Source organism: Tautonia sp. JC769 (genome assembly GCF_040717455.1).
Classification (GTDB): domain Bacteria; phylum Planctomycetota; class Planctomycetia; order Isosphaerales; family Isosphaeraceae; genus Tautonia.
In genome coordinates, this window is record NZ_JBFEFH010000013.1 from 67,784 (window position 1) to 94,367 (window position 26,584).

Genomic DNA, 26,584 nt, shown 5'->3' on the forward strand with positions numbered 1-26,584 from the left:
CATAACTCGTTGAAAAATCGCAACTTTCGCAAAATCGAACCGATTCGTTTCGGGAATCGACACGCGCCGGAGGGGACGGGGAGACGAAGGGAGCAGGCGACCAGGTCGGCAGCCGAAGGGGCAGGAACCCCGATGCGCCCGCCGCGCGGCGGCTGGTGCGCTGATACACTCAACCGCAAATCATTTCCAGGAAGGATGTTCGGGCGAAGAACCTGATTCGTTTCGGGAAGGGGAGGGGTGCGGAATTGAACCGAGAGACCGGCGCCATAAGGGCGGCCAAAATCGTGAATTCGGCAAATCGAATTCATGATTTTCATGTTTCGCGTTCAAGGCACGATCGGCCGGATTGAGAAAGAGAAGGGCGGGGAGGAGGGGTTGCGAGCAGCAAGGGACGCGACGCCTTGGGGGCGATCGCACGACCTTATCATCGTGGGGAAAGGGAGGGGCAGTCACACAATCCGGGAGGATCGGGCGAATCGGGCCCGGGGGGCGAGGCGGGAGAGGAGTGGGGACGGAAGCGAAGACGCCGGATCCTGGAGGTGGCGGGTCAGGGCGAATGAGGCGAGGGCGTGGAGCAGGGCGAGGCCGAAGCCGACGGGGGCGATCCAGGAGGTCAGGCCGGAGACCTGGAGCGTGCCGAGGGCGATCGAGCCGAGCAGGGCGGCGACGGGGTTGAGGGCGCCGAGGGTCCAGGCGCGGACGCGGACGCGGTCGGGCCGGGAGAACTGGTTGGTGACGAGCTGGTTGATCGGGTTGCGGAGCCCGAAGCGCAGCTCCGATTCGAGCAATCGGCTCCAGACGGCGGCGAGCAGGGTCAGCTCCCAGAGGTTGCGGCCCATGCCGAGCAGCAGGAGCACGACCGTCAGGCCGACGGCCCCGCGGAGGCCGGCGAACCGGACCAGACGGTTGACGAGCAGCAATTGCACCACGAACGACGCGAGCAGGGCCCACTGGGTGTAGCGGCCGAGGAAGGCGGCCAGCTCGGCCTCGGAGGCGAAGTGGCGCTCGAAGAAGTGGTTGTACTCGTAGTTGAGGAACCATCGGACGACCATGAACAGCCCGGAGGAGATGACCAGCCAGCGGAAGAGGGGTGAGCGGGCCAGGCCGCCGGGCACGCCCGCCGGGCGACGGGCCGCGGCGGTCGGGTCGTCCGGGGCGGTCGGGAGGCGTCTCGCGAGGGTGGTCACGGCCAGGGCCCCGGCGAACATCAAGGACGCGACGACCGGGGCGAGCTGGAGCACCCCCAGGGCCGGGCCGAGGTGTTCGAGCGTCGCGCCGCCGAGCAGGCCGCCGAAGCGGCCCCCGGCGTAGACGACGGGAAGGACGCGGTTCAGGTCGTCCCGGGTGAAATACTCCTGCAAGAAGGTGCCGAAGTGTGCAAGCACCAGGACGAGCGACACCTCGCGCGCCGCGAAGAGGACGGCCGGGGCCGCGTGCCCGGCGGCGTCGCCCAGGAACCCGAGCCCCGCGAGCCACGAGGCGAGGAAGACGGCCGCCGCCCCCGCGAGGATCAGCCGGAAGACGCCGGCGACCGGGCGGTGCCGGGCCATCCGCATGTACGCCCCCACGGCGGCCATGCTGCCGAGCGCCGTCAGCCCGTAGCAGAGGGGGAGGCGATCGGCCCCGACGCGGCCGAGGAAGAGGGCCAGGGCCATGCCGTCGGCCATCGTCAGGGCCGCGAAGAGGACCGCATAGAGGGCGAAGAAGGGGACCAGGCGCGAGACGTCGCCCGGCGCCAGGCAGCAAAGGGCGGTGATCCGTCGATCGATCCAGTCGAGCACGGGCCGTGGAACTCCGGGAGGGGGAACGGATGAGACACGATGCTTGGGGGGCTCGGCATGGGTTGAACGTGCGGGATGGCCGCTCCGAGACGACGGCTGCGCCCCGGTTCACGGCATCGCCCCCGATCGCCCCCCGGGAGAGTAGAGGGGCGAAGGCCAGGGCGGGCTGGCCTCGGAATCGGGCCCCGTCACCCCGGCCCTCTCCCCGAGGGCGGAGGGGAGGCGGGGGCCGGGGCGAGGATGGGTCACGGCGCTAGGCGACGTGGACGAGGGGACGGCCGGCAGGGGCGCGGATGCCGAGCGGGGCGGGCACGGAGGAGGGTTCGAGCGCCTCCAGGACCGAGGCGACGTAGCCGGTGCAGAAGCGGCACAGCTCGGCGAGTTCCGATTCCTCGATGCCGAGCGTGGCCAGCGTCTTCTCGTTGGCGAGCGGGAGGACGTACTCGCGACCGGGGCGGGCCGTGGCGGAGGAGGAGGCGGTGACGTTATTGATGAGCATGCCGCGATCGACGGACGCCGCGTCGAAGCGCGAGGCGGAGACCTTGGCGATCGACGGGAAGGGGCGGAGCCGGTCGCCGTCGCGGTAGACGACCACGCGAAGCTCGAACTTGTGGCCGTGCAGGTCGTGCGACGGGTCGTCGACCACGGCCGAGTCGAGGTATTCGCAGACGGTGTAGGGCAGGCCGCCCCCCTGGTAGTCGTAGTGGTCCTGGACGAACGCGAGGGAGCGGTCGACCCGGGAGACGATGGCCTCGGTCGGCTCGCCGGCGTCGAGGAAGAACTCGATGCCGTGCCCCAGGCCGGTGGCCATGGGCTTGATGACCGTCCGGCGGCCTGCGCGGACCCAGGCCAGGACCGTCTCGACCAGCTCGACCCGGGTCCGGGCCCGGGCGAACGGGATGGCGCGATCGACGAGCGGGGAGGAGTCGGGCGGGAGCGTCGCGTTGTGCCGGTTGAACAGGTCGTAGGCGGTCGCCTTGTCGGCCCCGGCCACGAAGCAGCGGTTGGCGGTGAACCAGCGGTCGAGGTCGATCCGGTTGTCGAATCGCTTGACCAGGTTCATGCAGAAGCGGTCGTTGACGGTGGCCGAGACGGGCGAGCCGAACAGGCGGAGGCGGCCGAAGGCGTCGCAGGTGATCGCCTCGGCCAGCTCGCGGAGGTGGCCGAGCACGACCGTCGGGCGATCGGGGGTCCAGGTGCCCATCCGGGCGACCTGGTCCCAGCCCAGGATGTCGCAGCGCTCGCCGAGGGAGGCGAAGCCGCGGGCGATGGCATCGGCATAGAGGATCTTCTCATAAAAGAGCCGGTTGACCCGCGGCGACGCCCGGTTTTCGCGCCCCGAGGAGGCGATGACGACCAGGGGGGGGGAGCCTTCGTCGGAGACCGGCAGGACCTCGGGGACCTCGGAGAAGGCACGCAGCACCGAGTCGACGGCCGGTTCGGTCATGTTCGTGAGGCCGCCGATGCCGGTCCCGTTCAGCTCGGCCACCTGGAAGCGGGGGCGGCCCCAGGGGTCGCGGTGGACGAGGAGATCGAGCGGGGCGACGAAGAAATGGCGGCGGGCCAGGGAGGCGGGCGGCATGAACGTGCTTTCATGCGAGCCGATTCGATCGACGAGCGATTGATCCTGGCGATCCCGGACGGCCAGGCGGCTTTCCTGGGCTTCACCGAACATGGACGACGCGGCAACCAGGGTTTCGAGCGCAATCGAGACCACGAGCGATCACCCCGAGACGGGGCCCTCGGTGGGTTCGAAATCAAGGGAAACACGTTCGCGCGTCTCGCGATCGGGCGGCCCGAGGGGTGCCGGGATCGGCGACTCGGGGCCGTTGAGTTGGACGAGGCTCGGAGGAGCGAACGTCGAGACGCGGTCGATGTCGGATCGGTAACGCGAACAGCGTGCCAGGACCGGGAGGGACGCCCCCCTTCATACACACGCGTACATACAAGGATCCCGAAACCCAACGACTGAACTTCCGTCGAGACCGCGGCCCGAACCCGTGACGCGCCAAGGGGCTTGAGCGGTTCAATGGCGGCAGCGTCGCGCCGCGAGCCGGGTGGATTCAACATTTCCGCCCCCCGGATCGAGGGCCGGGGGGCTCCGGCCGGGCCCGTCGGGGGCGGGAAAAACTACAATCGGCAGGAACCCGGACAAAACGCTTCAAACGGGACCAGACTGGCATTGATCGACGCATCGACATCATGGGAACCGCGGGACCGTGCCCGGTCGGGGCGCGGGATGGCCGGGCATTCGTTTGGGGGTCGGGACGACGGGCCCCGGGCCCGAGGGGGCACGCCGTCGAGCGGTGCCTTGCGGCGTGCCGCGCATGAAGCGTTGGGGGCATTGTCCTGATCTTGGTCCCGGTCCCGGTCCGATCCCGCGCGGGGGGTGCTGACGATCGGCGGGGGGGCCGGTAAGATGAATCGCCCCGCCGAGCCCGCCGGGAAGGAGCCCCCACCATGATGCCACGCGCGATTGACCTGCCGACCGTCGCCCGAGTCCGCCAGCGAACCGCCTTCCCCGCCCTCGACGACGCGCCGGGCGCCGTGGCCGAGGCGATCCGGACGAGCCACATCACGGCCCGGATCCCGAAAGGGGGTCGGGTGGCGTTGACGGTCGGCAGCCGGGGGATCGTGGGGATTGACCGGATCACGCGGGCGGCGGTCGCCGCGCTCAAGGGGCTCGGGTTCGCGCCGTTCGTGGTGGCGGCGATGGGGAGCCACGGCAAGGGGACGGCCGAGGGGCAGCGGGCCTTGCTGGCCGAGCTGGGGGTGACGGAGGAGGCGATCGGCTGCCCGATCCGGTCGGAGATGGAGACGGTCGTCCTGGGGACGAACGCCTTCGGCCTGCCGATCCACTTCGACCGCAACGCGTTCGACGCCGACGGGATCGTCCTGCTCAACCGGATCAAGCCGCACACCTCGTTCACCGGCCGGTATGAGAGCGGCCTGCTGAAGATGCTGACGATCGGCCTGGGCAAGCAGGAGGGGGCGGCGCAGGTGCACAAGCTCGGCCTGCCGGGCTTGCGGGCCCTGCTGCCGGAGGTCGGGGCGTTCCTGCTGCGGAAGACGCCGGTGGCGCTCGGCATCGCCCTGCTGGAGAACGCCGAGGAGCGGACGGCGAAGGTCGAGGCGGTGGAGCCGGAGGAGTTGCTGGAGGTCGAGCCGCGACTGCTGGACGAGGCGAGGCAGATGATGGGGCGCTTGCCGTTCGATCAGATCGACGTGCTGATCGTCGGCGAGCTGGGGAAGAATTACAGCGGGACAGGGATGGACCCGAACGTGATCGGCCGGCAACGGGTCGAGACGATGCCGGACCTGCCGAGGCCGGTGATCACCCGCCTGGCCGTGCTGGACCTGTCTCCCGAGACGCGGGGGAATGCCACCGGGATCGGCCTGGCCGACCTGACGACCGATCGCCTGGTCCGACACATTGATCCCGAGCCGATGCGGGTCAATTGCTTCACCAGCAATTTCCTGACCCGGGCTCGGGTGCCGCTGGCCCTGCCGACCGATCGGGAGGTGATCGGCATGTGCGTGCAGACCTGCTGGCGCCTGGAACCGTCTCAGGTGAGGATGGTGGTGATCCCCAATACGCTGGAGCTGGAGACGATGTATGTCTCTCGGCCCCTGGCCGACGAGGTGGACGCGGGGGAGACGCTGAGCCTTGCCTCGGACTTCGCCCCGCTGCCGATCGGGCCGGATGGGACGCTCGATCAACGCGCCCTGTTCCCCGGGAGCGTGCAAGGGCGACGACCCTTGCCGGGAGAAAATCGGCGAAGTTGACCGAAATGAGTTGCACCGGGGCAATCCGCGCAGAATGGTAATGGTGTGAGGATCGCATTGCCTTTCCGGTTGATGAGCACTTCGCGCGCACATTTCGCACCAGCAACCGGGCATCGTGATCATGAGCGCATCGAACAGCAGCGGGGCCGGGCGCGGCGATGGCCGGCCCGGTGATCGGCGACCTCACACCATCATCGAGCGGTTCGAGCGGGCCTCGCTCGACGAGCTTGAAGACATCCTGGCACGGCCGACGGCCGAGGACGAGCGGGCCTTGCGGGGCTATCTCGGCGACGACCGCTTCCGCCGGATGCGGGCGTTGGCCGTGGCGCGGCCGTCGGGCACGCGGGGGGCGTCGCCGAAGCCGCGGGGGAACGTGGTGGTCTTGCCCGGCCTGATGGGGAGCGCGCTGCACGCGATCGACCGGCGGGGGAACGACCACGAGATCTGGCTGAACCTGTGGCGGCTGGCCCGGGGGGGGATCGGGCGCCTGCAACTGGCGGGCGACGGGGTCTTGCAGGCGGACCCGGCCTATTCGACCCGCACGGGCAATGTCTTGTGGAAGTATTACGGGGAGTTGGTGCTGGCGATGCGCCGGGACTGGCGGGTCGTCGTGTTCTCGTATGACTGGCGGAAGGACGTCCGGCTGGCGGCCGACGCCCTGCTGGCGAGCATCAACACGCACTTCGGCCCCGATGAGCCGGTGCACCTGGTGGCGCACTCGATGGGGGGCCTGGTGGCGCGCAGCTTCATCGACCGGCACGGCGAGCGGTGGCGGTCGATGTGGTCGGGAGGCGCCGAGCGGCACGCGCGTGGCGGTCGATTGGTGATGCTGGGGACGCCCAACCACGGGTCGTATCTGGTCCCGCAGGTCTTCAACGGGCTGGCGAACACGGTCTGGATGCTGGAGCGGCTCGACCTGTCGCGCGACATGGCGGGGATGCTCCGGGTCGTGCATTCGTTCCCGGGGGTGTATCAGTTATTGCCGTCTCCGATCGTGGATGCGAAGGCGGAAGCCCTGTATGACCCGGCGACGTACGGATCGACCGGGGTCTCGGCGCGGCACCTGGCGAACGCAAAAGCCTTTCACGAGGGGCTGGCCCGGTCGCTCGACGAACCCGAGGTGAGGCGGGCGATCGAGGATCGCCTGATCTACATCGCCGGCAAGGGGCTGGAGACGCCCGACGGGATCGCGCCGGGGAAGCTCGACCACCTGGCCCGCGCCCCGCAGCCGAGGGGGTTCGACGCGGCGGCGCACTACCTGTTCACCACGGACGGCGACGGGAGCGTCTCCCGGAGGCTGGGCCGGTTGCGGGACCGCGACGGGAACCCGATTCGGGTGCGGACGTTCACGGTTCGGAATGAGCATGCGGCGATGCTTGAGAATCCGAACGTCCTGAATGCCGTGGACGCAGTGCTCCGGTTCGGAGAGCTGCGCGGCTCGGGAACGAGGGGAGCAGGCTCGGTGATCGCGGAGGAGTCGGGTGCCGTCGTGGAGCAACCGTGGGGTGATTCGGCCGAGTTCGCGCTCGCCGAGCCTCGGCACGATCCCGAGGCGGCCCGGCGCTGGTCGGAGCGACAGGAGACGCAGCGGTCGGCCTTCGAGGTCTCGTTGAACAGGACCCGCTCGCGGTCCGCGGCCCGGCGCGGGACGGTCGAGGATGAGGCGTTCGAGGGTGAGCCGGCGACGTTGCCGCACGAAGCACGAACGATGGAGGAGTTGATCCTGGGGGACGTGGTCCCGGGTCGTGCGGGATCGACGCGGGAGGACGGGGGCACGCGCCGAATCGAGCCGCCGAGGATCGCGATTCACCTGGCGTTGGATGAGATCTCGGCGGTCGGGTCGCGGCCGTTGCGGGCCGCGGGCCGGGGCGATGCGCCGCCGATCGACGCGATCGCGCTCGGGCATTATGCGGGGGAGACGCCAAGGCCGGGCGATCCGGCCTGGGCATTGGATGAAATCGTGAGTCGTTGTCACTGCCCCGAGACTCGACAGGCGGTGGAGGCGGGGTCGGGCTCGCCGGCGTTGTCGCATGCGCATCGGTTCCTGGGTCCGATCATCGAGCGCGGCCTGGCGCAGGGGACGCTCGGGCAGCCGTACTTCCTGCCGGACCCGAGGGAGCCGTCTCGGGTGATCGCGCTGTGCGGGATGGGGGTCCCGGGCGGATTCGGGGCGCCGGAGCTGACGGTGCTGGCCAGGGAGTTGCTCTGGGCGCTGGGGAAGCTGGGGAAGCGGCACCTGGCCGCCGCGCCGATCGGGACGAAGAACGCCCACCTGCCGCCGGCCGAGGCGGCCGAGGCGTGGGTCAGGGGGATCAAGCTGGCGTTCAGCGGGCTGGACGTGGCCGACAATCAGCGGGTCGAGCACCTGACGTTCGCGCTGTCCGACCCCCGGATCGTCCCGGAGGTGGATCGGACGTTCCGGCAGCTCAAGAAGGAGTTCGCGAAATCGCATCGGTTGATTCTCGATTATGAACCGTTGACCGAGGAACAGTTGAATGCGCTGGACGACCGGGCGATGGCGTTCGAGCGCGACGAGTTCGCCCGGCAATGGTCCGAGCGTCGGCGGCGCTGGGCGTCGGGAGGGGGGATGGAATCTCAGGAAGGGGCCGATCCGGTCCGGATGACCGTCCGATTCGGCCCGGGAGACGTGTCGAACCGCCGCGTGTTCCGGTTCGGGGCGGTGACGCGGTCGGCGGCGTTGCCGATGCGGGAGATCGACGTGGACCCGGCGCTGGTGGCCTCGGCCAACGACGAGTTGGCGACCGAGTACGACGCGGATCGGCAATTCGCGCGGGGCAGGTTTTTGGGTCAACTGGTCTTGCCGCGTGACTTCCGGCCGTTGCTGCGCACAGGGGGGCCGCTGGTGATGATGCTCGACGCGACCTCGGCCCGGATCCACTGGGAGATGGTGGCGCGTCCGGAGCTTTGGAAGCAAGGGGACGCGGAGGCGGATCTGGATGCATCGGCCGATGGCGTGGCGGACGGGTCGGCCTTCCTGGGGACGAGCCGGGGGCTGACCCGGCAGTTGATCAGCGGGTTCGGGGCGCCTCCGGAGCCGCCGCCGCCGCCGCGGAGATTCCTGCGCGTCCTGGTCGTGGCCGATCCGGCGGCCGATGCGCCCTTGCCGGGGGCGAGACGCGAAGGGATTGCGACGGTCGAGCTGTTCCGGGCGTTCAACGCGGCCTGGGGGCACTCGGGCAACCGGGTGGAAGTTGATGCGTTGATCGGTCCCGGCGAGGCGACGCGGACGAATGTCCTGCGCCTCTTGATGGGGCGGACGTACGACGCCTTCCACTATGCCGGTCATGCCTTCTACGAGAAGGACGACCCGGCGGGGTCGGGCCTGGTGTTCTCGGACGGCCAGGTGATCTCGGCCCATGAGATGAGGCGGGTGGATCGGGTGCCGAGGTTCGTGTTTCTGAATGCGTGCGAATCGGGCGTGGTGCCGTCGAGGCTGGAAGGGGGGGTGGTCGGCTACCATCCGGGCTTGGCGCCGAGCTTCGCGGAATCGTTCTTCGAGCGGGGGGTGTCGAACTTCGTCTGCACGGCCTGGCCGGTCAATGACGAGGCGGCGACGGTCTTCTCGCAGACGCTTTATCGGGGCTTGCTCGGGCTCGCGGAGGGGGAGGACGGGCGGCTCGATGCCGCTCGCCCGCAGGCGATGCACCGGGCGATGCAGGCGGCGCGGCGGGCGGTCGCCCGGCTGGCTCACGTGCCGGGGGGAGCCCTGAGCTGGGGAGCCTACCAGCATTACGGGAACCCGGAATTCGCCTTCTTCGATGGATCGCGGATGGACCGGTCGGAGGCGGCGGTGGTGGCGCTCGGAACCGAGGGGGCCGATGCACCCCGCACGATCGAGACGCCGCGTCGGGGACCGTCACGCCGGAAGCCGAAGGGGGGACCGAAGCCGGAAGAGGGCCTGGCCTGATCGGTTGTGATCGAGGCCAGGGAGGGCCTCCGGCGAGCGGGATCAGGACGGGCGGCGACGGCGGCCGGGGGGTCGGCCGCGGCGAGGGCCGGGGCGGCCTTGCCTGGGGCCGCCGCCGGCCTCTCCGGCTTCCAGGGCGTCGAGTTCGGCGGAGGGACCCTGGGTGACGAAGTCGGGGCGGGGGAGGTTCTGGACGAGTTCGCGGATGTCCCCCTGCCGGAGCTCGTCGCGTCGGGTGCAGACGGCGCGGAAGATGGGGAGGCCGCGGCTGCGGGCGAGGATCTCGCGGCGTGAGCGGCCCTCGGGGGCGTCGGGCCAGGGGGAAGGATGGGGCCGGACGGTGAAGAAGGAGGGGAGGATCCGGGTCATGTATTCCCAGTACTCCGGGCTGTCGGTCTGGACGACGAACAGGCCGCCGGGCTTCAGGGCGCGGTGGATGTGTTTCAAGACCGCGGGGGTGACGAGGCGCAGGCGGGCCTCTTTCGGGTCGTGGTAGGGCTGGGGGTGATAGAGGTGGATCTCGGAAACGCTCTCGTGAGGGACATAGGATCGCAGGAACGATTGTGCATCCTTCACCGCCACGCGGACGTTGTGCAAGCCACGCTGGTTGGCGCGCTTGGTGGCGTAGCGGACGACGGCGGGCACGATATCGATGGCGACGTGGTCGTGATCGGGGCGATTCAGGGCGCTGAGCAGGGTGAAGCGTCCGTTGCCGCAGCCGAGGTCGAGGACGATCGGCGCCTCGCGGCCGAAGAGGGCGGCCCAGTCGAGCGGGCCTTCCTCGGGGGGAGGGAGCCGCTTGATCGCCGTGCGGGCCCAGTCGGATTCGGGGAGGACGCGGCCGGGGATGGGCACGCCGAATTCGGTTTCGAGGGCGGAGGAGTCGTGTTCCATTGAGGATACCGGGGGAAGCTCGAACGGGGTCGTCGAGGCGAAAGGGGGGGGAGGGGGAGAGTCGTCCCGAAGACGGGTCAAAGGATCAACGTTTCAGAGAGACGTCAAGGCTTGGGGATGCTGTGCAGGGTGTAGTGGGCGATGTCGGGCTCGGCCCCGGGCAGGTCGGCGCGGATCTCGTAGATCCGACCAGGAATGAGCGGCTCGCGGAGCTTCAAGCGAATCGAATGCGGATCGGTGCCGTCCTCGACCGACGCGACGGAGAGGAACTCGATGTCGGTCGGCGGCGAGTGGTACGATCCCTGGAACACATGATGATAGCGCTTGACCGTGTAGCGGGCCGGGTCGAGGGCGAGGTCGGCATCGGGGGGGGCGGTGAAGTAGCGGAGGGTGAAGCCGTCGGGCTCGGCCGTGGCCTCGGCGATGCCGAAGGCGGGCTCGCCGGTGAATCGGACGCGGTAGATCGCGCCTTGCTCGGGCTCGCCCCCCCAGGAGGGTTCGCGGATGCTGCCGACGTAGAGGGTGCCGTCGGGGGCGAACGCGAGCGTCAAGGGGCCGAGCAGGTTGCCGAGGAACGGGTAGCAGGCCCCCTGGACCTCGCCGTCGACCTCCTCCAGCGAGGCCCGCATGATGAAGCGGTTGTTATATTCGCAAAGCACGAGCTGGCCTTCGAGCGGGCCGAAGTTGCCTTCTGTCTCGGCGAAGGCGAGGCCGTTGACCGACCGGGCCCAGGGGTAGGGGATGAGGACGTTCGGGGTGTACGGCTCGGCCCCCTCGGGGCCGGAGGGGGGGTCGGCCTGGCTCGGGTAGCCGTACCAGTGGCCGGGGCGGAGGACGTTGATCTCGCAGTTGGTCTTCTGCTGCCCCTGGTTGTCGGTGAAGACGACGAGGCCGTCGGCCGATCGGGTGGCCCAGCCGGTCGGATAGCGGAGGCCGTGGGCGAGGACCTCGACCGAGCCGTCGTCGGGATCGACCTTGATGGCCTTGCCCCGCAGGTGGTGGCGCCCCTCGACGGAGCGCTCGCGGACGTCGTCGGTCACGGGGCTGACCACGTACGAGCCGTCGGGCCAGGTGGCGATGCCGGTCGTCCAGTCGTGGTGGTCGCGGGTCACGTCCCATTCGTCGGTGACGGTGAGCCAGCGGTCGGCCCAGTCGTCGCCGTCGGTGTCGGAGAGGCGGATCAGGGCCGAGCGGGTGGCGACGATCAGGTCGTCCCCCTCGGCGATCATGCCGAGCGGCCAGTGCGGCAGGGTGCCGGCCCATCGGTGGTACGCGTCGGGGATGCCGTCGCCGTCGGAATCGACCATCAGCAGGACGTCGCCATCCATCGAACCGACGGCCAGGGTGCCGTCGGGACGGACGGCCATGCAGCTCGGCAGGACGTCGGCGGGCAAGGGGAGCCGCTCGGCGCGGTAGCCGGAGGACTCGAGGCCCTGGGCGGTCGCGGTCGGCAGGGCCGCGGGGCTGAGGGCGACCAGGCCGAGGAGGAGCAGCGGGGTGATGTGGGGTCCGGAGCGAATCATCCGCCGTCCTCGTGTCCAGAAGAGTCCTGAAGATGAAACCATCCGTCCCGGCCGATTCGATCGGCGGCCGGGTGAAGTCTCCCATCTTCGCCGATCAGGGGCGGGCGAGACAAGCGGAGGAACGATCGGCGCGGAAGGTTCGAGGGTGAACGGGAGGGAGGGACGCGCGCAGAGGCGCGGAGTCGCAGAGAACGGGGAGGAGCGAAGACGGGCGGAGCGTGGGGGACGGTTCGGGTATGATCACGGAGGGGCCGATGCGCAAATCGGCCGGGTTGAGCGAGGAACCGACGAGTCCGGAGCGTTTGCCGTGGCCGATCAGCCGAAGGTGTTGCATGCCCTGTCCGACCTGGTGGCCGAGCGGAAGGCGAGGCCGCCGGAGGGGCGGTCGTACATGGTCTCGCTGCTCAACGGGGGCGTGCCGAAGATCGCGGCGAAGATCACCGAGGAGGCGGCCGAGGTGGTCGAGGCGGCCGACGAGCCGGGGGAGGAGGGGAAGGAGCACCTGGTGAAGGAGGTCGCCGACCTGGTCTTCCATGCGATCGTGATGCTCGGGCACCGCGACCTGCACTGGTCGGCCGTGGAGGAGGAGCTGGGCCGTCGGTTCGGGATCAGCGGGATCGCGGAGAAGGAGTCGCGGGGGAAGGCGTGACGACGGGCAACGGGGGGGATCGAATCCTCCCGACCCTCGCGGGAGGCGCAACGCCGATGCAACCGGAATGGCGGCCCTCGTCCATTGCGCTTGATCACTTCGCTCGGGACGAGGCGATTGCGAGGCATCCGGTCGTGGTGCTGCATGCCTGGGCGGTCTGGAACCAGGTTGATCGGCCTTGCGAGGAGCGGCTCAGGGGCGTCCGAGAGGCGTTCGCGGATCGGGTGTTCTTCGGCGCGATCGACGCAGATGATCCGGAGCAGGGGGTATTTCTCCGAAGCTGTGCAGTGGGCAATCTGCCGGCGATCGTGGGATTCGTCCGGGGGGAACGGGTGGAGACGATCGTCGGACTTCGCCCGATGGAGGACTTGCGGGCGAAGGTCGAGGGCTGGCTGGAGCGGGCATCGCGTCCCCCGGGGTGCCGGGCGAGGGTCGGCCGATCGGGGCGACGGGGGGAAGGGAGGCATTCCATGTTCGGCTGGTTCCGAAGGTATCGCGAGCGACGAGCGGCAGGCGAGGCGGTCGAGGTGGAGCCGGGGACGATCCACCAGCACCCGGAGCGCTGCCCGCTCAACGTGCCCGGCCCGTTCTACACGACGGGTCAATGCCTGGCGTGCGAGTCGCCCGAGTTCGAGGCCCCGGACCTGCTCGCCCCTTTGAATGATGAGAACATCACGACACACTTCCTCAAGCAGCCGGAGACGGCCGAGGAAATCGAGCGGGCGTGCCGGGCGATCGGGGTCTGCTGCGTGAATGACCTGCGGTACGGCGGGACCGACCGGGCGATCCTCGACCGACTCGGGAACGACGAGGAGACCTGCGATGTGGTGCAGCGGGACGGGCGGCTCATCCTGAGCAAATCGGCGGGGACGACGGGGTGAGGGACGATGCCAGGAGGAAGGGAAACGGCCCCGGCATCCGCCCGATGGGAGTCGAGGGATGCGGGGGCCGTTCCGGTTCGGCCGATTCACGCGGCGAGGGCGCGTGAATCACTCGCCCGCGGAGGCCGTCTTGGCGAGGTTGCCGTACTCGGCGAGGCCGCGGTCGAGGTAGGAGACGAAGTCGGCGGGCTCGATGTAGCCGCCCCGGGGGGTGACGACGAGCTGCTCGTCGGGGGTGAGGATGACGTAGAGCGGGCTGACCTGCTGGCTGGTCAGCTCGACTTCGAGCATGAGGTTCTGCTCGGCCAGGTCGAACTTCTCGTCGGGGGTCAGGCCGTCGACCGGGACGCGGTCGGTGTAGAGCTGCACGGGGATGAACTGCTCCAGGCGCTCGACGACCTCGGGCCGGGGGATGACGGATTTCTCCATCAGGCGGCAGTTGGCGCAGTTGACGCCGGTGAAGTCGATGAGGACCGGCTTGCCGGTGGCCCTGGCCTGTTCGAGGGCGGCCTCGTAGCTCATGCCCCACCAGACGCCGTGGAAGTTGCGGGCGCGGCGGACGGGGTCGGTCTCGTCGGCGTCCACGATCATCCCGCCGGGGCTGGCACCGCCGCCCCCGCCCCCTCCGGTCATGCCGCGCTTCTGCATCTGCAGGAGGATGTCCATCTCATCGGCATCGGCCGGGAGCAGCCCGACGACGACGCGGTCGTAAATCTTGCTCCTGGGCGGGTAGCCGAACAACGCGGGCGAGAAGTAGAGGCCGAGGCCGAGGAAGAGGGTGCCGAACAGGATGCGGCCGGCGCCGACCTGCACCTCGCCGTGGTCGTGGTTCGTCTTGAACATGCCGAGCAGGTACAGGCCGCAGACGACGGCGATGATGACCCAGGTGGCGAGCAGGACCTGGGCGTCGAGCCAGGCGTCCTCGGGGTTGGCGCCCAGGCTGATCTCGGCGGTGTTGAGGAACTTGAAGGCGGCGCCGATCTCGATGAGGCCGCCGACGACCTTCACGGCGTTCATCCAGTCGCCGCTCCTGGGCATGCTCTGCAGGAGGCCCGGGGCCAGGGCGAGCAGGAAGAAGGGCAGGGCGAGCACCGTGGCGAAGGTGGCCAGGCCGATCACCGGGTAGAGGTAGCTGCCGCCGGCCGCCAGCACGAGCAGGGCGCCCACGACCGGGAAGGTGCAGGTGAACGAGGTGATCGTCAGGGTCATCGCCATGAACATCACGCCGACCAGGCCGCCGCGGGCCTCGCCCTGGGCCGAGGCGTTGAGCAGGGAGGTCGGCAACCGGATCTCGAAGACGCCGAGGAGGCTGAGGCCGAAGGCGATGAACAGGCCGGCGACCAGCAGATTGAGCCAGGCCGCGTTCGCCAGTTGCGAGAGCGAGGCCGCGCCGAAGAAGGCCGAGAACAGGACGCCGACCAGCGTGAAGACGCCGATGATCGCCAGGCAGTAGGTGACGGCCAGGCCGGTCGTGCTGCGGTCCTTGCGCACCTGGCCCTGCTTGACGAAGAAGTTGACCGTGATCGGCACCATCGGCCAGACGCAGGGCATGAGCAGGGCGACCAGGCCGCCCAGGGCCGACCAGGCCATGAAGGGGAGCAACCCCTGGTCGAGCTTCTCCGCGAGTTCCCCGGTCGCGACGCCGGGGCTGGTGGCGACCGCTTCAGCCTCGTCCGAGGCCGAGGTCTCCGGGGCACCCGGTTTCTCGACCGCCGACGAGGACGTCAGCTTCGGGACCCGGGCCGCTCCATCGCCCTTAAGGACGGTCAGGGTGACCGGGGGTAATGTGAGCCGGGTCGGGGGCTTGCAGCTCTTCGGGTCGCAGAGCTGGAACTGGATCTGCGTCCGGAGCGTCCGCTCGCCCGGCGCCGCGTCGGCCGGCACCCGCAGGGGCAACGTCCAGACGACCTCGTCCTCGAAGTAGTCGTACGCCAGCACCCCGGAGACCTCCTCCGGAACGTGCGCCTCGCGGTCCGAGCTCCACTCGCCGGCCGGCTCCAGACCACTCAGGCCGAACAGGTCGAAGCGGGTCGGCACGGCGGCCACCCCCTCGGGGATCGTTTCCGAGATCGCGTAGATGTGCCACGTCGGGTCGAGCGTCACGGATACCTGATAGTTGACCACCTCGCCGGGGCGGGCTTCGACCGGCTCCAGGGAGGTGGCGAACTGGGCTTCCTTCGGCTGGAGGACCGGCGGGGAATCGCGCCGCTCGGGCTGGGCGTCGTCCTGCGCGGCAGGAGCCGCGGCGCTCGGTTCCGCGGAAGGGGCGGAAGCTGAATCGGCGGGAGCAGGATCGGCAGGAGCGGTGGGAGCAGGATCGGCAGGAGCGGGAGCAGGATCGGCAGGAGCAGGGCTCGGGGTTGAGCCGTCGCCTTCCAGGACGGTCAGGGTGACGGGGGGCAGGGTCAGGCGGGTCGGCGGCTTGCAGCTCTTCGGGTCGCAGAGCTGGAACTGGATCTGCGTCCGGAGCGTCCGCTCGCCCGGCGCCGCGTCGGCCGGCACCCGCAGGGGCAACGTCCAGACGACCTCGTCCTCGAAGTAGTCGTACGCCAGCACCCCGGAGACCTCCTCCGGCACGTGCGCCTCGCGGTCCGAGGACCACTCGCCGGCCGGCTCCAGGCCGCCGAGCCCGAACAGGTCGAAGCGGGTCGGCACGGCCGCCACGCCTTCGGGGATCGTCTCCGAGATCGCGTAGATGTGCCACGTCGGGTCCAGCGTCACGCTCACCCGGTACTCGACCACCTCGCCGGGGCGGGCTTCGAGGGGTTCGATCGCGGTCGCGAACTGCGCCTCCTTCGGTTGCAACGGGGCGGGGGAATCGCGACGCTCCGGCTGGGCATCGTCCTGGGGGGCGATCAGCAGCGGGCCGAACAGGCCGAGGAGCGACGATGCGGGGCGATCGATCCGGGCCTGGGCCTGTGTGTCCGGGTCGAGGATCGTCAGGGTCGCGGCCGGGATGGTCCGGCGGGTCGGGGGCTTGCAGACGGAGTCGTCGCAGAGCTGGAAGAAGACCTGGGTCTTGAGATCGACCACGCCGGGCCGGGCGTCGTCGGGGACGCGGAGGGTGCGCTTCCAGGTGACGGTGCCTTCGTGGTAGGCGAAGCTGAGGAGGTCGGAATTCGGGTCGCTCGCCTTCGGCGGTTGCGAGGGGGTCCAGCCCTTCTCGTCCGGTTCCAGGCCGCCGAGGGCGAACAGCTCGAAGCGGGTGGGGATGACGGCGACCCCGTCGGGGATCTCCTCGGCATGGGCGTAGAGATGCCAGGAATCGTCCAGCCTGGCCGTGATGGCGTAGGTGACGGTCTCGCCGGGGCGGGCCTGCTGCGGCTCGACGGACGCGGTGAAGGCGACCTCCTTCGGCTGCAGCGGCGCGGGGGAGTCGTTCCGGGTTGGCTTCGGGTCGTCGGCCGATGCGGTGGCAACGGGCACCATCAGCAGGGCGAGGAGCAGGCCGCCGACCGTCGAGGGTCGGAAGCGTCGGGCGATTCGCATCGCGTCATGCCTCCCGGGCGAGTGTCGATCGAAAAAGGAGGCTCCATGGATGATCGGCAGGTCCGATCGATCTCCGCCCCCTCAATTCCATTGCCTTTGTATCCTAGCGGGCGTTCCGTCGCGGCCACAACCCGACCGAAACCGGGGACCGCGGCCCTGGCCTCCCTGTACGATCGCCGGCCGGCGTTTGTGCGGCGAATCGGGCCGATCGGCCCTGGACTCCGAAGGGCCACGGGACCGCCCGGCCGGGGATCGGGGCGGAAACCCGGCCCCCGGCGGCCGGGCGATCCGGGTTGACCGTTCGGGGGGATCGCCCTACGATCCGCCTCCCGCCGGGCCTGGAATCGGAGAGCGGAACGCCCCTGCGTAAAGCACCCCGAAGCCCCCCTTTTCGCACGTCGATCGACCCCGGCGGCTCGTGGATCGGATTCGAACGAACGACAAAGACGCTCGAATGGCGGACCGGGGAGGCGATTTGATGCGCATTGCGATAGCCGCGGCCCTGACGGCGATCGTCGCCGGGGTGGCGACCTGGCTGACGATCGAGGTGCAGAACAACCGCCTGGTCTGGGACCACTTCGACGTGGTCACGCCCGGGGTCCTCTATCGGAGCGGCCAGCTCACCCCGGAACAGACGGCCGAGGCGATTGAGACGTATTCGCTGAAGACCGTGGTGAGCTTCCACCTGCCGGGGCCGAACGTCGAGGCCGAGCGGCGGCTGGTCGAGCGGCTCGGGGTCGAGTTCCTCAACCTGCCGATGCCCGGCGACGGGTTCGGCCGCGAGGAGCAGTTCCGCCAGGTCCTCGAGGCGATCGACGACCCGATGCGGCATCCGGTGCTGGTCCACTGCGCCCGGGGGACCTGCCGGACCGGGGCCATCGTCGCCCTCTACCGGATGGAACGCCAGGGGTGGACGCTCGACGACGTGGCGGCCGAGCTGGAGCGGCACGGATACCGCGAAGGTTGGCTCTGCGGCTACGTTTACGGCATGGTCGATCAGTGGCCGACCGACACCTTCCCGGGGATCCCGGGCCGACCGGGCCGGGAGCCTTCAAACGGGCAAGAGGCCCCGCCCCCTGCATCCGACGCAACCTTCGCCAGGGCAGATGACGGGCACGAGCACGGAGGGACGACCCGATGAGCCAGGCAACCACCCGCACCCCCGAAATCATCGCCCCCCCGCGACGCCTCAGGGCCGATCAGCCGCTGGAAGGCTCCACCGTTCGGCGCGTCCGGCTGACACAGGTGCTTGTCGTGGCGGTCATCACCGTCTTCACCTTGCTCGGCGCGGGGAGGCTCGACCTGGGGCCGCAGGAGGCCCGGCTCGGGATGGCCGCGGGCGAGCGAATGGGTTCGTTTGGCCTGGTCTATGGCGCCTGGGAGCCGGGATTGCTGCCGGGCCGGCTCGTCCCGAGCCAGATCTGGGCCTGGTTCTACGGCGGCGTGACCGCGACGGCCGCGGCGGTCCGGTGGCCTGAGGCGATTGCGGCGGCCCTGATTGCCCTGGTCGCGTCGCGACGCCTCGGGGCGGTGATGGGGCATCGGGCGGCCCTCCTGGCGGCCCTCACGACGGCCGGGACCGTGGCGATGATCGACCGATCGGCGGCCGGGATCGGCATGCTCGACGGGGCGATCGCCTGGCTCGTCTACGGCCTGACCGGCAGCCATGCCCTGATGCTCAAGCCGATCATCCCCGACCTGAACCTCATTGCCGGCCTTGGGGCGGTGCTGGCGCTCGACCGGCTCCGGTCGCGGGGGCCGGACCTGGCGGTCGGCCTGCTGGCGGGCCTCGCCGGGCTGGCCGGGGGCTGGCCGATGCTGGCGATCGTGGCGGTGCCGGCGGTCGTGCTCGGGTCGAAGGAGGGGGCGAAGCCGGGCCGGGCGGCCCTCGGGGCGCTGGCGATCGGCCTGGCCTGGTCGGTCTGGGCCTGGTCGACGGCCCGGTTCGACGCCTGGGCGGCGGCGGTGGCCCTGCCGATGGTCAAGGGGTCGACCTGGACGCTGGTGCCATGGGCGGCGGCGTATGCCCTGCCGTGGTCGATCCTGGCGATCCTGCCCGCGTTCCGATCGGTCCGCGAGGGGTGGTCGGAAGACCAGCGGGCGTTCGTCCTCGACTGGCTCAAGATCGTCGCGGCGCTGGCGCTGGCCGGGACCGTGATCCCGGGGCTCGGCAACGCGGCCCGGGTGCCGATGCTCGTGGGCCTGGCGATGGCGTCGGCGGCGAGCCTGGAGCGGGTGCTCGGCGACGGGTCGGGGCTGTCGCCGTGGGCGAGGCGTGCCTTCTGGGCCGCGACGATCGCGGGGGCCGTGGGCTGGGCCGCGATCGCCACGCCGGTCTTCGGCTACGTGGCGGCGGCGATCGGGGCGTACCGCCCGCTGGCAATCACCTTGATCGCGATGGCCCTGTTCGCGCCGGGCGTCGCGATGGTGGGCCGGTCGAGGTCGCGGCCGATTTTGGGGGTCGCGGCCCTGGTCCTGGTCTGCCTGGGGTTGAAGCTGGCCCACTGGGGCGTGATCGCCCCGGAGTGGAACTACCGGGCCAGCCAGGGCCCTTGGGGGCGGGCAATCGGCCAGTGGATGCCGAGGCGGGCGACGCTCTACTTCATCAATTCGACGACGTTCAACCCGGGCATCCCGGATCGGGACCGCTGGCCGGCCGACCTGGCCTTCCACACGGGCCGGAAGGTCCGGCAGATCCCGGCCCCCGAGGCGCTCGACGTCGAGCCTCGCGGGCAGTCGCCGCACTTCGTCCTGCTGCACCCGTCGGAATTCGAGCGGTGGCCGGAGTCGGCCCCGCCGATCCAGCTCGTCCGGACCATGCAGGACCGGACCGGGGAGCCTCGCGTGCTGGCCAGGACCGAGGGGCCGATGTATCCCGATCGGCGGGAGGAGCTGGGCGAGTAACCTACGCCCTGATCGCAGGCAGCCGCGAATCGGACGAACCGGGCCGGGCATGCTGCATGCCCGGCCCGGTTCGATTTGCGCGATGCGTCCCGGGCGGAGTTACTCGGCCCAGCGGACGGAGCGCTCGCCCGGCTCGACCTCGCCGATGACCCAGGCGGGCACGCCGGCCTCGGTGCGGAGGTAGCGGGCGATGGCCTCGGCGTAGTAGTCGGCGACGATCAGGACGAGGCCGATGCCCATGTTGAAGACGCGGAAGGCCTCGTCGTCGGGCAGGTGGCCGAGGGAGCGGAGCCAGCCGAAGACGGGGGGGATCTCCCACGACCCCCGGCGAAGCCGGATCGCCAGGCCTTCGGGCAGGACCCGGGGGGGGTTGTCGATCAGGCCGCCGCCGGTGATGTGGGCGATGGCGTGGACGATGCGCTTGACCCGGTAGTGGCGGTAGACCGTCTTCATCGCCTTGACGTAGATGCGGGTCGGCTCCAGGAACTCGTCGGCCACGGTGCGGCCGAGTTTCGGGACGTACGAATCGGGTTTCAAACCGGCCACGTCGAAGGCGAGCTTGCGGGCCAGGCTGTAGCCGTTCGAATGCAGGCCCGAGCTGGCCAGGCCGATCACCTTGTCGCCGGCCCGGACCTCCGAGCCGTCGAGGATCTGCTTGCGATCGACGACGCCGAGCGCGAACCCGGCCAGGTCGTACTCGCCCGAGTGGTAGAAGTCGGGCAGGATGGCCGTCTCGCCGCCGAGCAGGGCGCTCTCGGCCTGGATGCAGCCGTCGGAGATGCCCTGGACGATCCGGCGGGTCAGATCGGGGTCGTCGCGGCTCATGGCGACGTAGTCGAGGAACAGGAGCGGCTCGGCCCCGGCGCAGAGGCAGTCGTTGACCGACATCGCCACCAGGTCGATGCCGACCGTCTCGTGCCGGTTGGTGGCGAAGGCCAGTTTCAGCTTCGTGCCGACGCCGTCGGTCGAGGCCACGAGGACCGGGTCGTGGTAGGTCCGCGTCAGGAGCCGGATCTTGTCGTCGAGCCGGAAGAGGCCGGCGAAGCCCCCCGGCCATTCGATCACCCGGGGGGTGTACGTCCGGCGCAGCAAGGGGGGGATCTGCCGCATCGTCTCCTCGTAGGCGTCGAGGTCGACGCCGGCGGATTTGTAGTCGATCGGCTTCGGATTCGGCTCGAGATCGGATTCGGGATCTGGCATGGGCGGTCGGTCCGGGTCTGTCGTGCGGGGCCGTCCGGTCGGGCTGTGCCGGGCCGGGTGGGAGGTCGATCGGGCCGGGTGGCAATCGAGGATGATCTCAGTGTACCAGACGGCCGCCGCCCGGGGGACCGTTGCCTTCTCGGCCGACTCAGGGCGCTTGCATTCTGAGGGGCCGGCGGTTTATGGTGGCGAGACTGCCAGGAGATCTGCTTCGAGGCGGCGGCCGAAGAGTTCGTGCGCGGTTGTCGTCTTTCTGCCGAACGATCCCACTCCTTCCTTGTTGCACGAATGACCTTTTCATCAGACTCCGGAGACCTTGACCGATGATGTTGCGCAAGTGGCTCGCGCTGGCCGCCAGCGTCTCGCTCGTTGCTGCCCTGTCGGCCGGCCTCTCGGCCGCCACCGTGCTGGAAGACGAAGAAAACCTCCATGAGATCATGGAGAAGGTGAGCGCCGCCAACAACAAGATCAATCGCTATCTTCGCACCCCGGTTTCCTTCAAGAAGTCGCAGGAAGACGCCCTGACCGAGGCGAAGCTGCTGCTCGAACTGGGCAAGAAGGCCCGCGAGAACGAAGAAGCGCTTGAGACGGCCAAGGATCTCGAGAATCCGAAGGAGGCCTGGGTCAAGCTGATGGACGACATGAACACGCACCTCGGCACCCTGATCGAGAAGGTCGAGTCCGGCGACCAGGCCGAGTCGAAGAACGCCCACACCGAGGTCAAGAAGTCGTGCGCCGAGTGCCACAAGGTCTTCCGCGTCGAAGACGACTTCTGAGCCGGGTAGGGATTGACGCGATTGGTCAGGCGATCCGCCTCGATCACGCCCCAATCATCACGGCCCGCGGCCCGACCCCGAGTTCTCGGTCGGGCCGCGGGCCGTGTGCGTTGCGCGGGGGGCGATTCCGGCCCGGATGGGGGAACCTTCCTCCCTTCAGCGGCCCATCATGGGCCGGAGCCCACGACCGCCCCGGGCCCTTCGGCCCGTCCGGAGGTCGCGGCCGTCCCTGGGAAAGGCGAGACGGGACCGAAGTTCGCGGGTTTCTCGCCCTTGACGCTCGGGAGGTACTGCGGGATCAGCCCCCCAAGGGAACCGATCCGGCTTCTTCATCAACCGCGGTTCCTGGACCAGATCCGGAACCTCAGCCCGGCGACCGCCAGCCCGCCGAGGCTGAACAGCACCAGCGACGCCGGCTCCGGGATCACCGCGGGGGGCGAGTTGCTCGGCGCGACGCGAAGGATCCGGAAGTTCTGGTGGTCGGACAGGTACATCGCACCGTCCGGGCCGAAGGCGATGCCGGTGATCCCGCCGAGGCCCGAGAGGATCGTCTCGGTCTGGCCTGACGGGCTGATTCGCAGGATTTCTCCGGATCGCCCCGTCGTGGCATAGAGATCGGTGCCGAACAGGCCGCCATTGGCGAAGGCCAGGCCGCTGGATCGTTCTCCGGGTAACCACCCGGTCGGGTCGAACACGGTCGCAAACGCGTCGTTCACGAGCGACCCATCGGAAGCATGGACGCGGATCACGCCATCGACGTGGGCGGTGTAGATCAGGTCGCCCGGGCCGATGGCCAGGCCGCGGGGGGTCTGGAGCGGATCGGGGAACCCGATCAGTTGGGAGAGCTGATTCCCCGCCGGCCCCGGGGTGACGGCGAAGACGCCACGCGAGTCCCCCTGGTTGGTGAAGAGCATCCGGCCGGTCGAGTCGAATGCCATCTGCACCGGGTTCTGGAAGAGGGGGCTGTCGATCGACTGGATCGTCCCGTCGGGTCGGATGGCCGAGAGCCGGCCGCGCTCCTGGATGCCGTTCCAGGTGGCGACACCGCCGACGATGACCGAGCCGGCGACGCCGGAGATCCTCCCGTCGGCGTCGAAGAGCACGGCGTCCGGATCGAGGAGCCGGGCATTCCCATAAGTCGAGGCGACGCCCCCCCCGGGCGCGACCCGATAGACCCAGGAGGCATCGATGTCGGCGCCTTCCGTGCGCGACGAGCCGACGAAGAGCTCGCCGTCGGCCCCGAACGAGAGGGTCATCGGGCGTTCGGCCAGGGTCGCGTACACCGACACGTCGAGGATCGAATCCGAGCGGGCCTCCGAGCCGGCGAGGACCGCGGCCCATGCGACCAGGCAGACGAGGAGTCGGGAGTGTCGCGGAGTTGTCTTCACAATACGGCCTCCATACGTGATCGGGCGTGACAGGCGGGCCCAGCAATGAGTCGCCCCGCGCACTCGAGAGGCGGGGACGCAACGTGTTGCTCCGACGCAATTCTCATTGCTTGACATCATCCGATGGGTGGTGTTAGCGTGACCATCACGATCGCGGGCCGGCGGCGTCTGGCCGCCTTGGCCTCGCTCTCCGACGGGGAGTACGATCGGGATGAACACGGGCCCCGCGGCCGATCGCCGGGGCCGGGGGAGGAGTCGATGGCGGACTTCGACGGCGGGACGACCGACCGGATGCTGATTGGGCGGGTGGCCGACTGGCGGGACGCGTCGGCCTGGAGGCGGTTCGACGCGACCTACCGGCCGATGGTCCGCCGCTGGGGCCGGCAGTTCGGGTTCGCCGGGGACGACCTGGAGGAGCTTTGCCAGGTCGTGCTGGTCGGCGTGCTCGGCCGGGCGAAGGGGTTCTGTTACGATCCGTCGCGGTCCTTCCGGGGCTGGCTCCGCCGGATCACCCACTGCCGGGCCGTCGAGCAGATCCGGGCCCGCCGCCGATCCCCCGCCGCGCTGGCCGCCCCCGAGGCGCAGGTCGCTCCCCACTGGCACCCGCGCCCCGAGGCGACCCCGCCCCCCCGCGACGACCGCCTCGACGGGCTGGTCGAGGAGGTCCAGCGGGCCGTCCGCGCCCGGGTCGCCCCGGAGAACTGGCGGATCTTCTGGTTGATCCGCGTCGACGGCAGGCCGGTGGCCGAGGTGGCCGCCGCCGTCGGCAAGACCTACGCGGCGACCTTCCGCAATCAGGAGCGGATCGCCCGGATGCTCCGCGACGAGGCCGAGCGTCGACTCCCCCGCCACCCTGCCCCATCGGCCTGAACCGCTTCCCCCCGAGGGCCCGGAGATGATCGACTGCCCGAGCCTCGACGACCTGAGGCGGCTGGCCTCCGAATCGCTCCGCACGGCCGACTTTGCCGACCTGGATGACCACCTGGAACGCTGCGACCGCTGCCGCCGGACGCTCGAGCGGTGGTTCCTCGAGCGGCCCTGGAATGCCCCGCCGATCTCATCGGCTCCGTCGGTGGACGTGCCCGGCTACCGGATCGAGCGGGAGCTGGGCCGAGGCGGCATGGGGGTCGTCTACCTGGCGACTCGGATCGACGACGGCCGGCCGGTGGCGTTGAAGCTGCTCGGCGGGGGGCCGGACGACCTGGCCCGATGGCGTCGCGAGGCCGGGGCGATGCGGCGGATCGACCATCCCGGCGTCGTCCGCCTGATCGACTCGGGAGAGGTCGCCGGCCGGGCCTTCCTGGCGATCGAGTACGTCGCCGGCGGCACCCTGCACGACCGGCTCGACCCGGCCCGGCCGCCGAAGCCCGAAGAGGCCGCGCGGGTCGTCGAGGGGGTCGCCCGGGCCATCGCCGAGGTCCACCGCTGCGGACTCTTGCACCTGGACCTGAAGCCCTCGAACGTCCTGCTCGACGGCGATCCCGACGGGCCGATCGACGGCGGCCGGCCGAGGGTCGCGGACTTCGGCCTCGCCCTGCCGTGCGACGACCCCGAGGCCACCTGGACGATGGCCGCCGGCCCCCGGGGCACCCCCTCGTACATGGCCCCCGAGCAGCTCGCCCCCGAACGCTCGACCCTCGGGCCGGCGGCCGACGTCTACGCGATGGGCGCCTTGCTCTACCGGATGCTCACCGGACGGCCGCCGTTCCTGGCCCCGACGAAGATCGAGACGTACCTGCAGCTCCGCGACCGCGAGCCCGTCCCGCCCCGGCGGCTCAACCCCGAGGTGCCGAGGGACCTGGAGACGATCTGCCTGGCCTGCCTCCGCAAGCGTCCCGCCCGGCGTTACGGCTCGGCGGAGGCGTTGGCCGACGACCTGAGGCGCTTCCTCGACGGCCGGCCGATCTCAGAGCGGCCGACGCCCCGGCCGGTGGTCGCCGCCCGCTGGTGCCTGCGGAACCAGGCGGCCGCCGGGCTGGGCCTGGCGTCGTTGGTGATGGCCGTCGCCCTGTCCGGCATCCAGTCGGCCCGGCTCCGGGCGACCCGGATCGAGGATGCCCGCCAGGAGCGGGAGGTCGCCCGGCTGGCGGAGAACCTGCGGCTCTCGGCGGAGGTCCTGCACGTCTACCAGGACTACTCCAACGTCATGCTCTTTCGAGAGCGGCCCCTCGCCCCCGATCGCCTGGTCGAACAGCTCGCCCCGGTCCAGGAGCGGTTCCGGCGATCCTGGGAGTCCGGGACGATCGACGCGGCCAACCTCGCGGCCCTCGGCCAGATCGACCTGATGGCCGCCACGGTCGCCCAGTTCGGCGGCCTCAACATCACCGCCGACATCGCCCCGCTGATCGAGGAGGCCGAAGCCGCGCTGAGTGAGGCCGTGCGGCTCGCCCCGGACGTCGAATCCATCCGGCGGAGCCACGCCGAGGCGAAGCTCACCGCGATGATCTATGAGGCGAGCCTCGATCACTCGCGTTCCGAGGCGCTGGCCGAGGAAGCCCTCGCGTTCGCCCGGTCGCCGTCCCTGTCGGCGATCGCCCGGCCGACGCTGATTCACTTCCACATCCTCCTGCAATGGATCGCCTGGCGGGGCTATTGCCGGGGCGACCACGAGGCGAACGGGCGCTGGCTGTCCGAGGCCGGCAACCTGATGACCGGGCGCCTGGGCGACTCCTGGCGTCAGGATCCCTACTTCGTGCTGAGCCAGGCCGGCACCCTGCTGGGCCTCGGCGACGAGGCGGCGGCGCGGGAACTGCTGGCGGCCTACTCGGCGGACTTCGGCGCGATCGATCACGAGCTGATCGGCGGCTGGCAAACCACCCGCTGGCTCACCTACCGGATCGGCGCCCTGATCGGGCGTTCGGATCCGGGGGCCGGCCCGGGCCTCGGGTGGGACGTGTCGCCCGCCGAACTGGTCGACCTCATCCTCACCGAGACTTCGATGATGGGGATTTCCCCGGGCAAGGCGGCCGAATCGCTCGCGCCCGCCTGCTTCCTCTTCTGTTCGGCCGTTCGCCAGAACGGGAGCATCGACGACGCCGAGCGGGTCGCCGCATGCTTCCTCGCCGTCGCCCGGGAATCCGTCGGCCGAGATCCCGACTCGGCCGGCTGCCATGAGCTGCTCGCCGCCGCCTCCCAGCAGCACGCCAAGAACGCCTGGCGGCGCGACGACCTGGCCGCCGTCCGGCGCTGGATGCGTGCCTCGATCGAGGCGACCGAGGCCGCTCTTGCCCTCGGGCCCGAGGATTCTCGACTCCGGATCGAACTGGCCGAGCGCCGCCGACGCCTCGCCCTCGTCCCCGAGGGGGACTCGGCGGTCGCATCGGCTCCGGCGGAACGCCTTGACCCGCCCTCGACGTTCGCGAAACAATGAGAGGTGTTCGTCCGC

General features: G+C 70.2%; 16 protein-coding genes. 9 read left to right on the plus strand and 7 right to left on the minus strand.

Annotation, left to right across the window (positions count from 1 at the left end):
• Positions 1 to 449: 449 nt before the first annotated feature.
• Both AB1L88_RS14335 and AB1L88_RS14340 read right to left on the minus strand, forming a co-directional pair.
• Positions 450 to 1,781: a hypothetical protein gene (locus AB1L88_RS14335; RefSeq protein ID WP_367097355.1), complete on the minus strand. Its 1,332-nt coding sequence runs from the start codon at positions 1,779 to 1,781 to the stop codon at positions 450 to 452.
• A 253-nt stretch (positions 1,782 to 2,034) separates the two neighbouring features.
• Positions 2,035 to 3,498 (minus strand): hypothetical protein, encoded by a 1,464-nt coding sequence (locus tag AB1L88_RS14340; RefSeq protein ID WP_367097356.1) that lies wholly within the window; start codon positions 3,496 to 3,498, stop codon positions 2,035 to 2,037.
• A gap of 743 nt (positions 3,499 to 4,241) precedes the next feature.
• On the opposite strand from AB1L88_RS14340, the gene AB1L88_RS14345 reads away from it, so the two are divergent.
• A complete protein-coding gene (locus AB1L88_RS14345) occupies positions 4,242 to 5,567 on the plus strand; it encodes a lactate racemase domain-containing protein (RefSeq protein WP_367097357.1) in 1,326 nt (441 codons plus the stop codon).
• 121 nt (positions 5,568 to 5,688) lie between these two features.
• The gene (locus AB1L88_RS14350) at positions 5,689 to 9,495 is read left to right on the plus strand and encodes a CHAT domain-containing protein (protein WP_367097358.1); all 3,807 of its coding nucleotides are present in this window, start codon (positions 5,689 to 5,691) and stop codon (positions 9,493 to 9,495) included.
• 42 nt (positions 9,496 to 9,537) lie between these two features.
• Here AB1L88_RS14350 and AB1L88_RS14355 read toward each other — a convergent pair whose 3' ends face one another.
• Entirely contained in the window at positions 9,538 to 10,389 is an 852-nt protein-coding gene (locus AB1L88_RS14355; RefSeq protein ID WP_367097359.1) for a methyltransferase domain-containing protein, read from the minus strand.
• Positions 10,390 to 10,493: 104 nt separating this feature from the next.
• Positions 10,494 to 11,912 carry a sugar dehydrogenase gene (locus AB1L88_RS14360; protein WP_367097360.1) on the minus strand — a complete coding sequence of 473 codons (1,419 nt, stop codon included), beginning with the start codon at positions 11,910 to 11,912 and terminating at the stop codon, positions 10,494 to 10,496.
• Between the two features lie 307 nt (positions 11,913 to 12,219).
• On the opposite strand from AB1L88_RS14360, the gene AB1L88_RS14365 reads away from it, so the two are divergent.
• Both AB1L88_RS14365 and AB1L88_RS14370 read left to right on the plus strand, forming a co-directional pair.
• Positions 12,220 to 12,561, plus strand: a complete 342-nt coding sequence (locus tag AB1L88_RS14365; RefSeq protein WP_367097361.1) for a phosphoribosyl-ATP diphosphatase — start codon at positions 12,220 to 12,222, stop codon at positions 12,559 to 12,561.
• A gap of 56 nt (positions 12,562 to 12,617) precedes the next feature.
• Complete coding sequence (locus AB1L88_RS14370; RefSeq protein ID WP_367097362.1) at positions 12,618 to 13,442, plus strand: thioredoxin family protein; 825 nt, start codon at positions 12,618 to 12,620, stop codon at positions 13,440 to 13,442.
• A 108-nt stretch (positions 13,443 to 13,550) separates the two neighbouring features.
• On the opposite strand, the gene AB1L88_RS14375 is transcribed toward AB1L88_RS14370, so the two are convergent.
• Complete coding sequence (locus AB1L88_RS14375) at positions 13,551 to 16,931, minus strand: cytochrome c biogenesis protein CcdA (RefSeq protein ID WP_367097363.1); 3,381 nt, start codon at positions 16,929 to 16,931, stop codon at positions 13,551 to 13,553.
• Positions 16,932 to 17,409: 478 nt separating this feature from the next.
• Here AB1L88_RS14375 and AB1L88_RS14380 point away from each other — a divergent pair, with 478 nt between their 5' ends.
• Positions 17,410 to 18,072, plus strand: a complete 663-nt coding sequence (locus AB1L88_RS14380) for a tyrosine-protein phosphatase (RefSeq protein WP_367097364.1) — start codon at positions 17,410 to 17,412, stop codon at positions 18,070 to 18,072.
• Positions 18,069 to 19,835 carry a hypothetical protein gene (locus tag AB1L88_RS14385; RefSeq protein ID WP_367097365.1) on the plus strand — a complete coding sequence of 589 codons (1,767 nt, stop codon included), beginning with the start codon at positions 18,069 to 18,071 and terminating at the stop codon, positions 19,833 to 19,835. Before AB1L88_RS14380 ends, AB1L88_RS14385 begins: the two co-directional genes overlap by 4 nt.
• A gap of 99 nt (positions 19,836 to 19,934) precedes the next feature.
• On the opposite strand, the gene purM is transcribed toward AB1L88_RS14385, so the two are convergent.
• Positions 19,935 to 21,035 (minus strand): phosphoribosylformylglycinamidine cyclo-ligase, encoded by a 1,101-nt coding sequence (purM, locus tag AB1L88_RS14390; RefSeq protein WP_367097366.1) that lies wholly within the window; start codon positions 21,033 to 21,035, stop codon positions 19,935 to 19,937.
• Between the two features lie 323 nt (positions 21,036 to 21,358).
• Between purM and AB1L88_RS14395 the strand changes: the two genes are divergently transcribed.
• On the plus strand, positions 21,359 to 21,811 hold the full coding sequence (locus AB1L88_RS14395) for a cytochrome c (protein ID WP_367097367.1): 453 nt from the start codon (positions 21,359 to 21,361) through the stop codon (positions 21,809 to 21,811).
• Between the two features lie 332 nt (positions 21,812 to 22,143).
• Here the strand turns inward: AB1L88_RS14395 and AB1L88_RS14400 are convergent, their stop codons facing one another.
• On the minus strand, positions 22,144 to 23,199 hold the full coding sequence (locus tag AB1L88_RS14400; RefSeq protein ID WP_367097368.1) for a PEP-CTERM sorting domain-containing protein: 1,056 nt from the start codon (positions 23,197 to 23,199) through the stop codon (positions 22,144 to 22,146).
• Between the two features lie 138 nt (positions 23,200 to 23,337).
• Between AB1L88_RS14400 and AB1L88_RS14405 the strand changes: the two genes are divergently transcribed.
• Together AB1L88_RS14405 and AB1L88_RS14410 are read left to right on the plus strand one after the other, a co-directional pair.
• On the plus strand, positions 23,338 to 24,069 hold the full coding sequence (locus AB1L88_RS14405; RefSeq protein ID WP_367097369.1) for a sigma-70 family RNA polymerase sigma factor: 732 nt from the start codon (positions 23,338 to 23,340) through the stop codon (positions 24,067 to 24,069).
• Between the two features lie 25 nt (positions 24,070 to 24,094).
• Positions 24,095 to 26,569 carry a serine/threonine-protein kinase gene (locus AB1L88_RS14410; RefSeq protein WP_367097370.1) on the plus strand — a complete coding sequence of 825 codons (2,475 nt, stop codon included), beginning with the start codon at positions 24,095 to 24,097 and terminating at the stop codon, positions 26,567 to 26,569.
• The last annotated feature ends 15 nt before the right edge of the window (positions 26,570 to 26,584 follow it).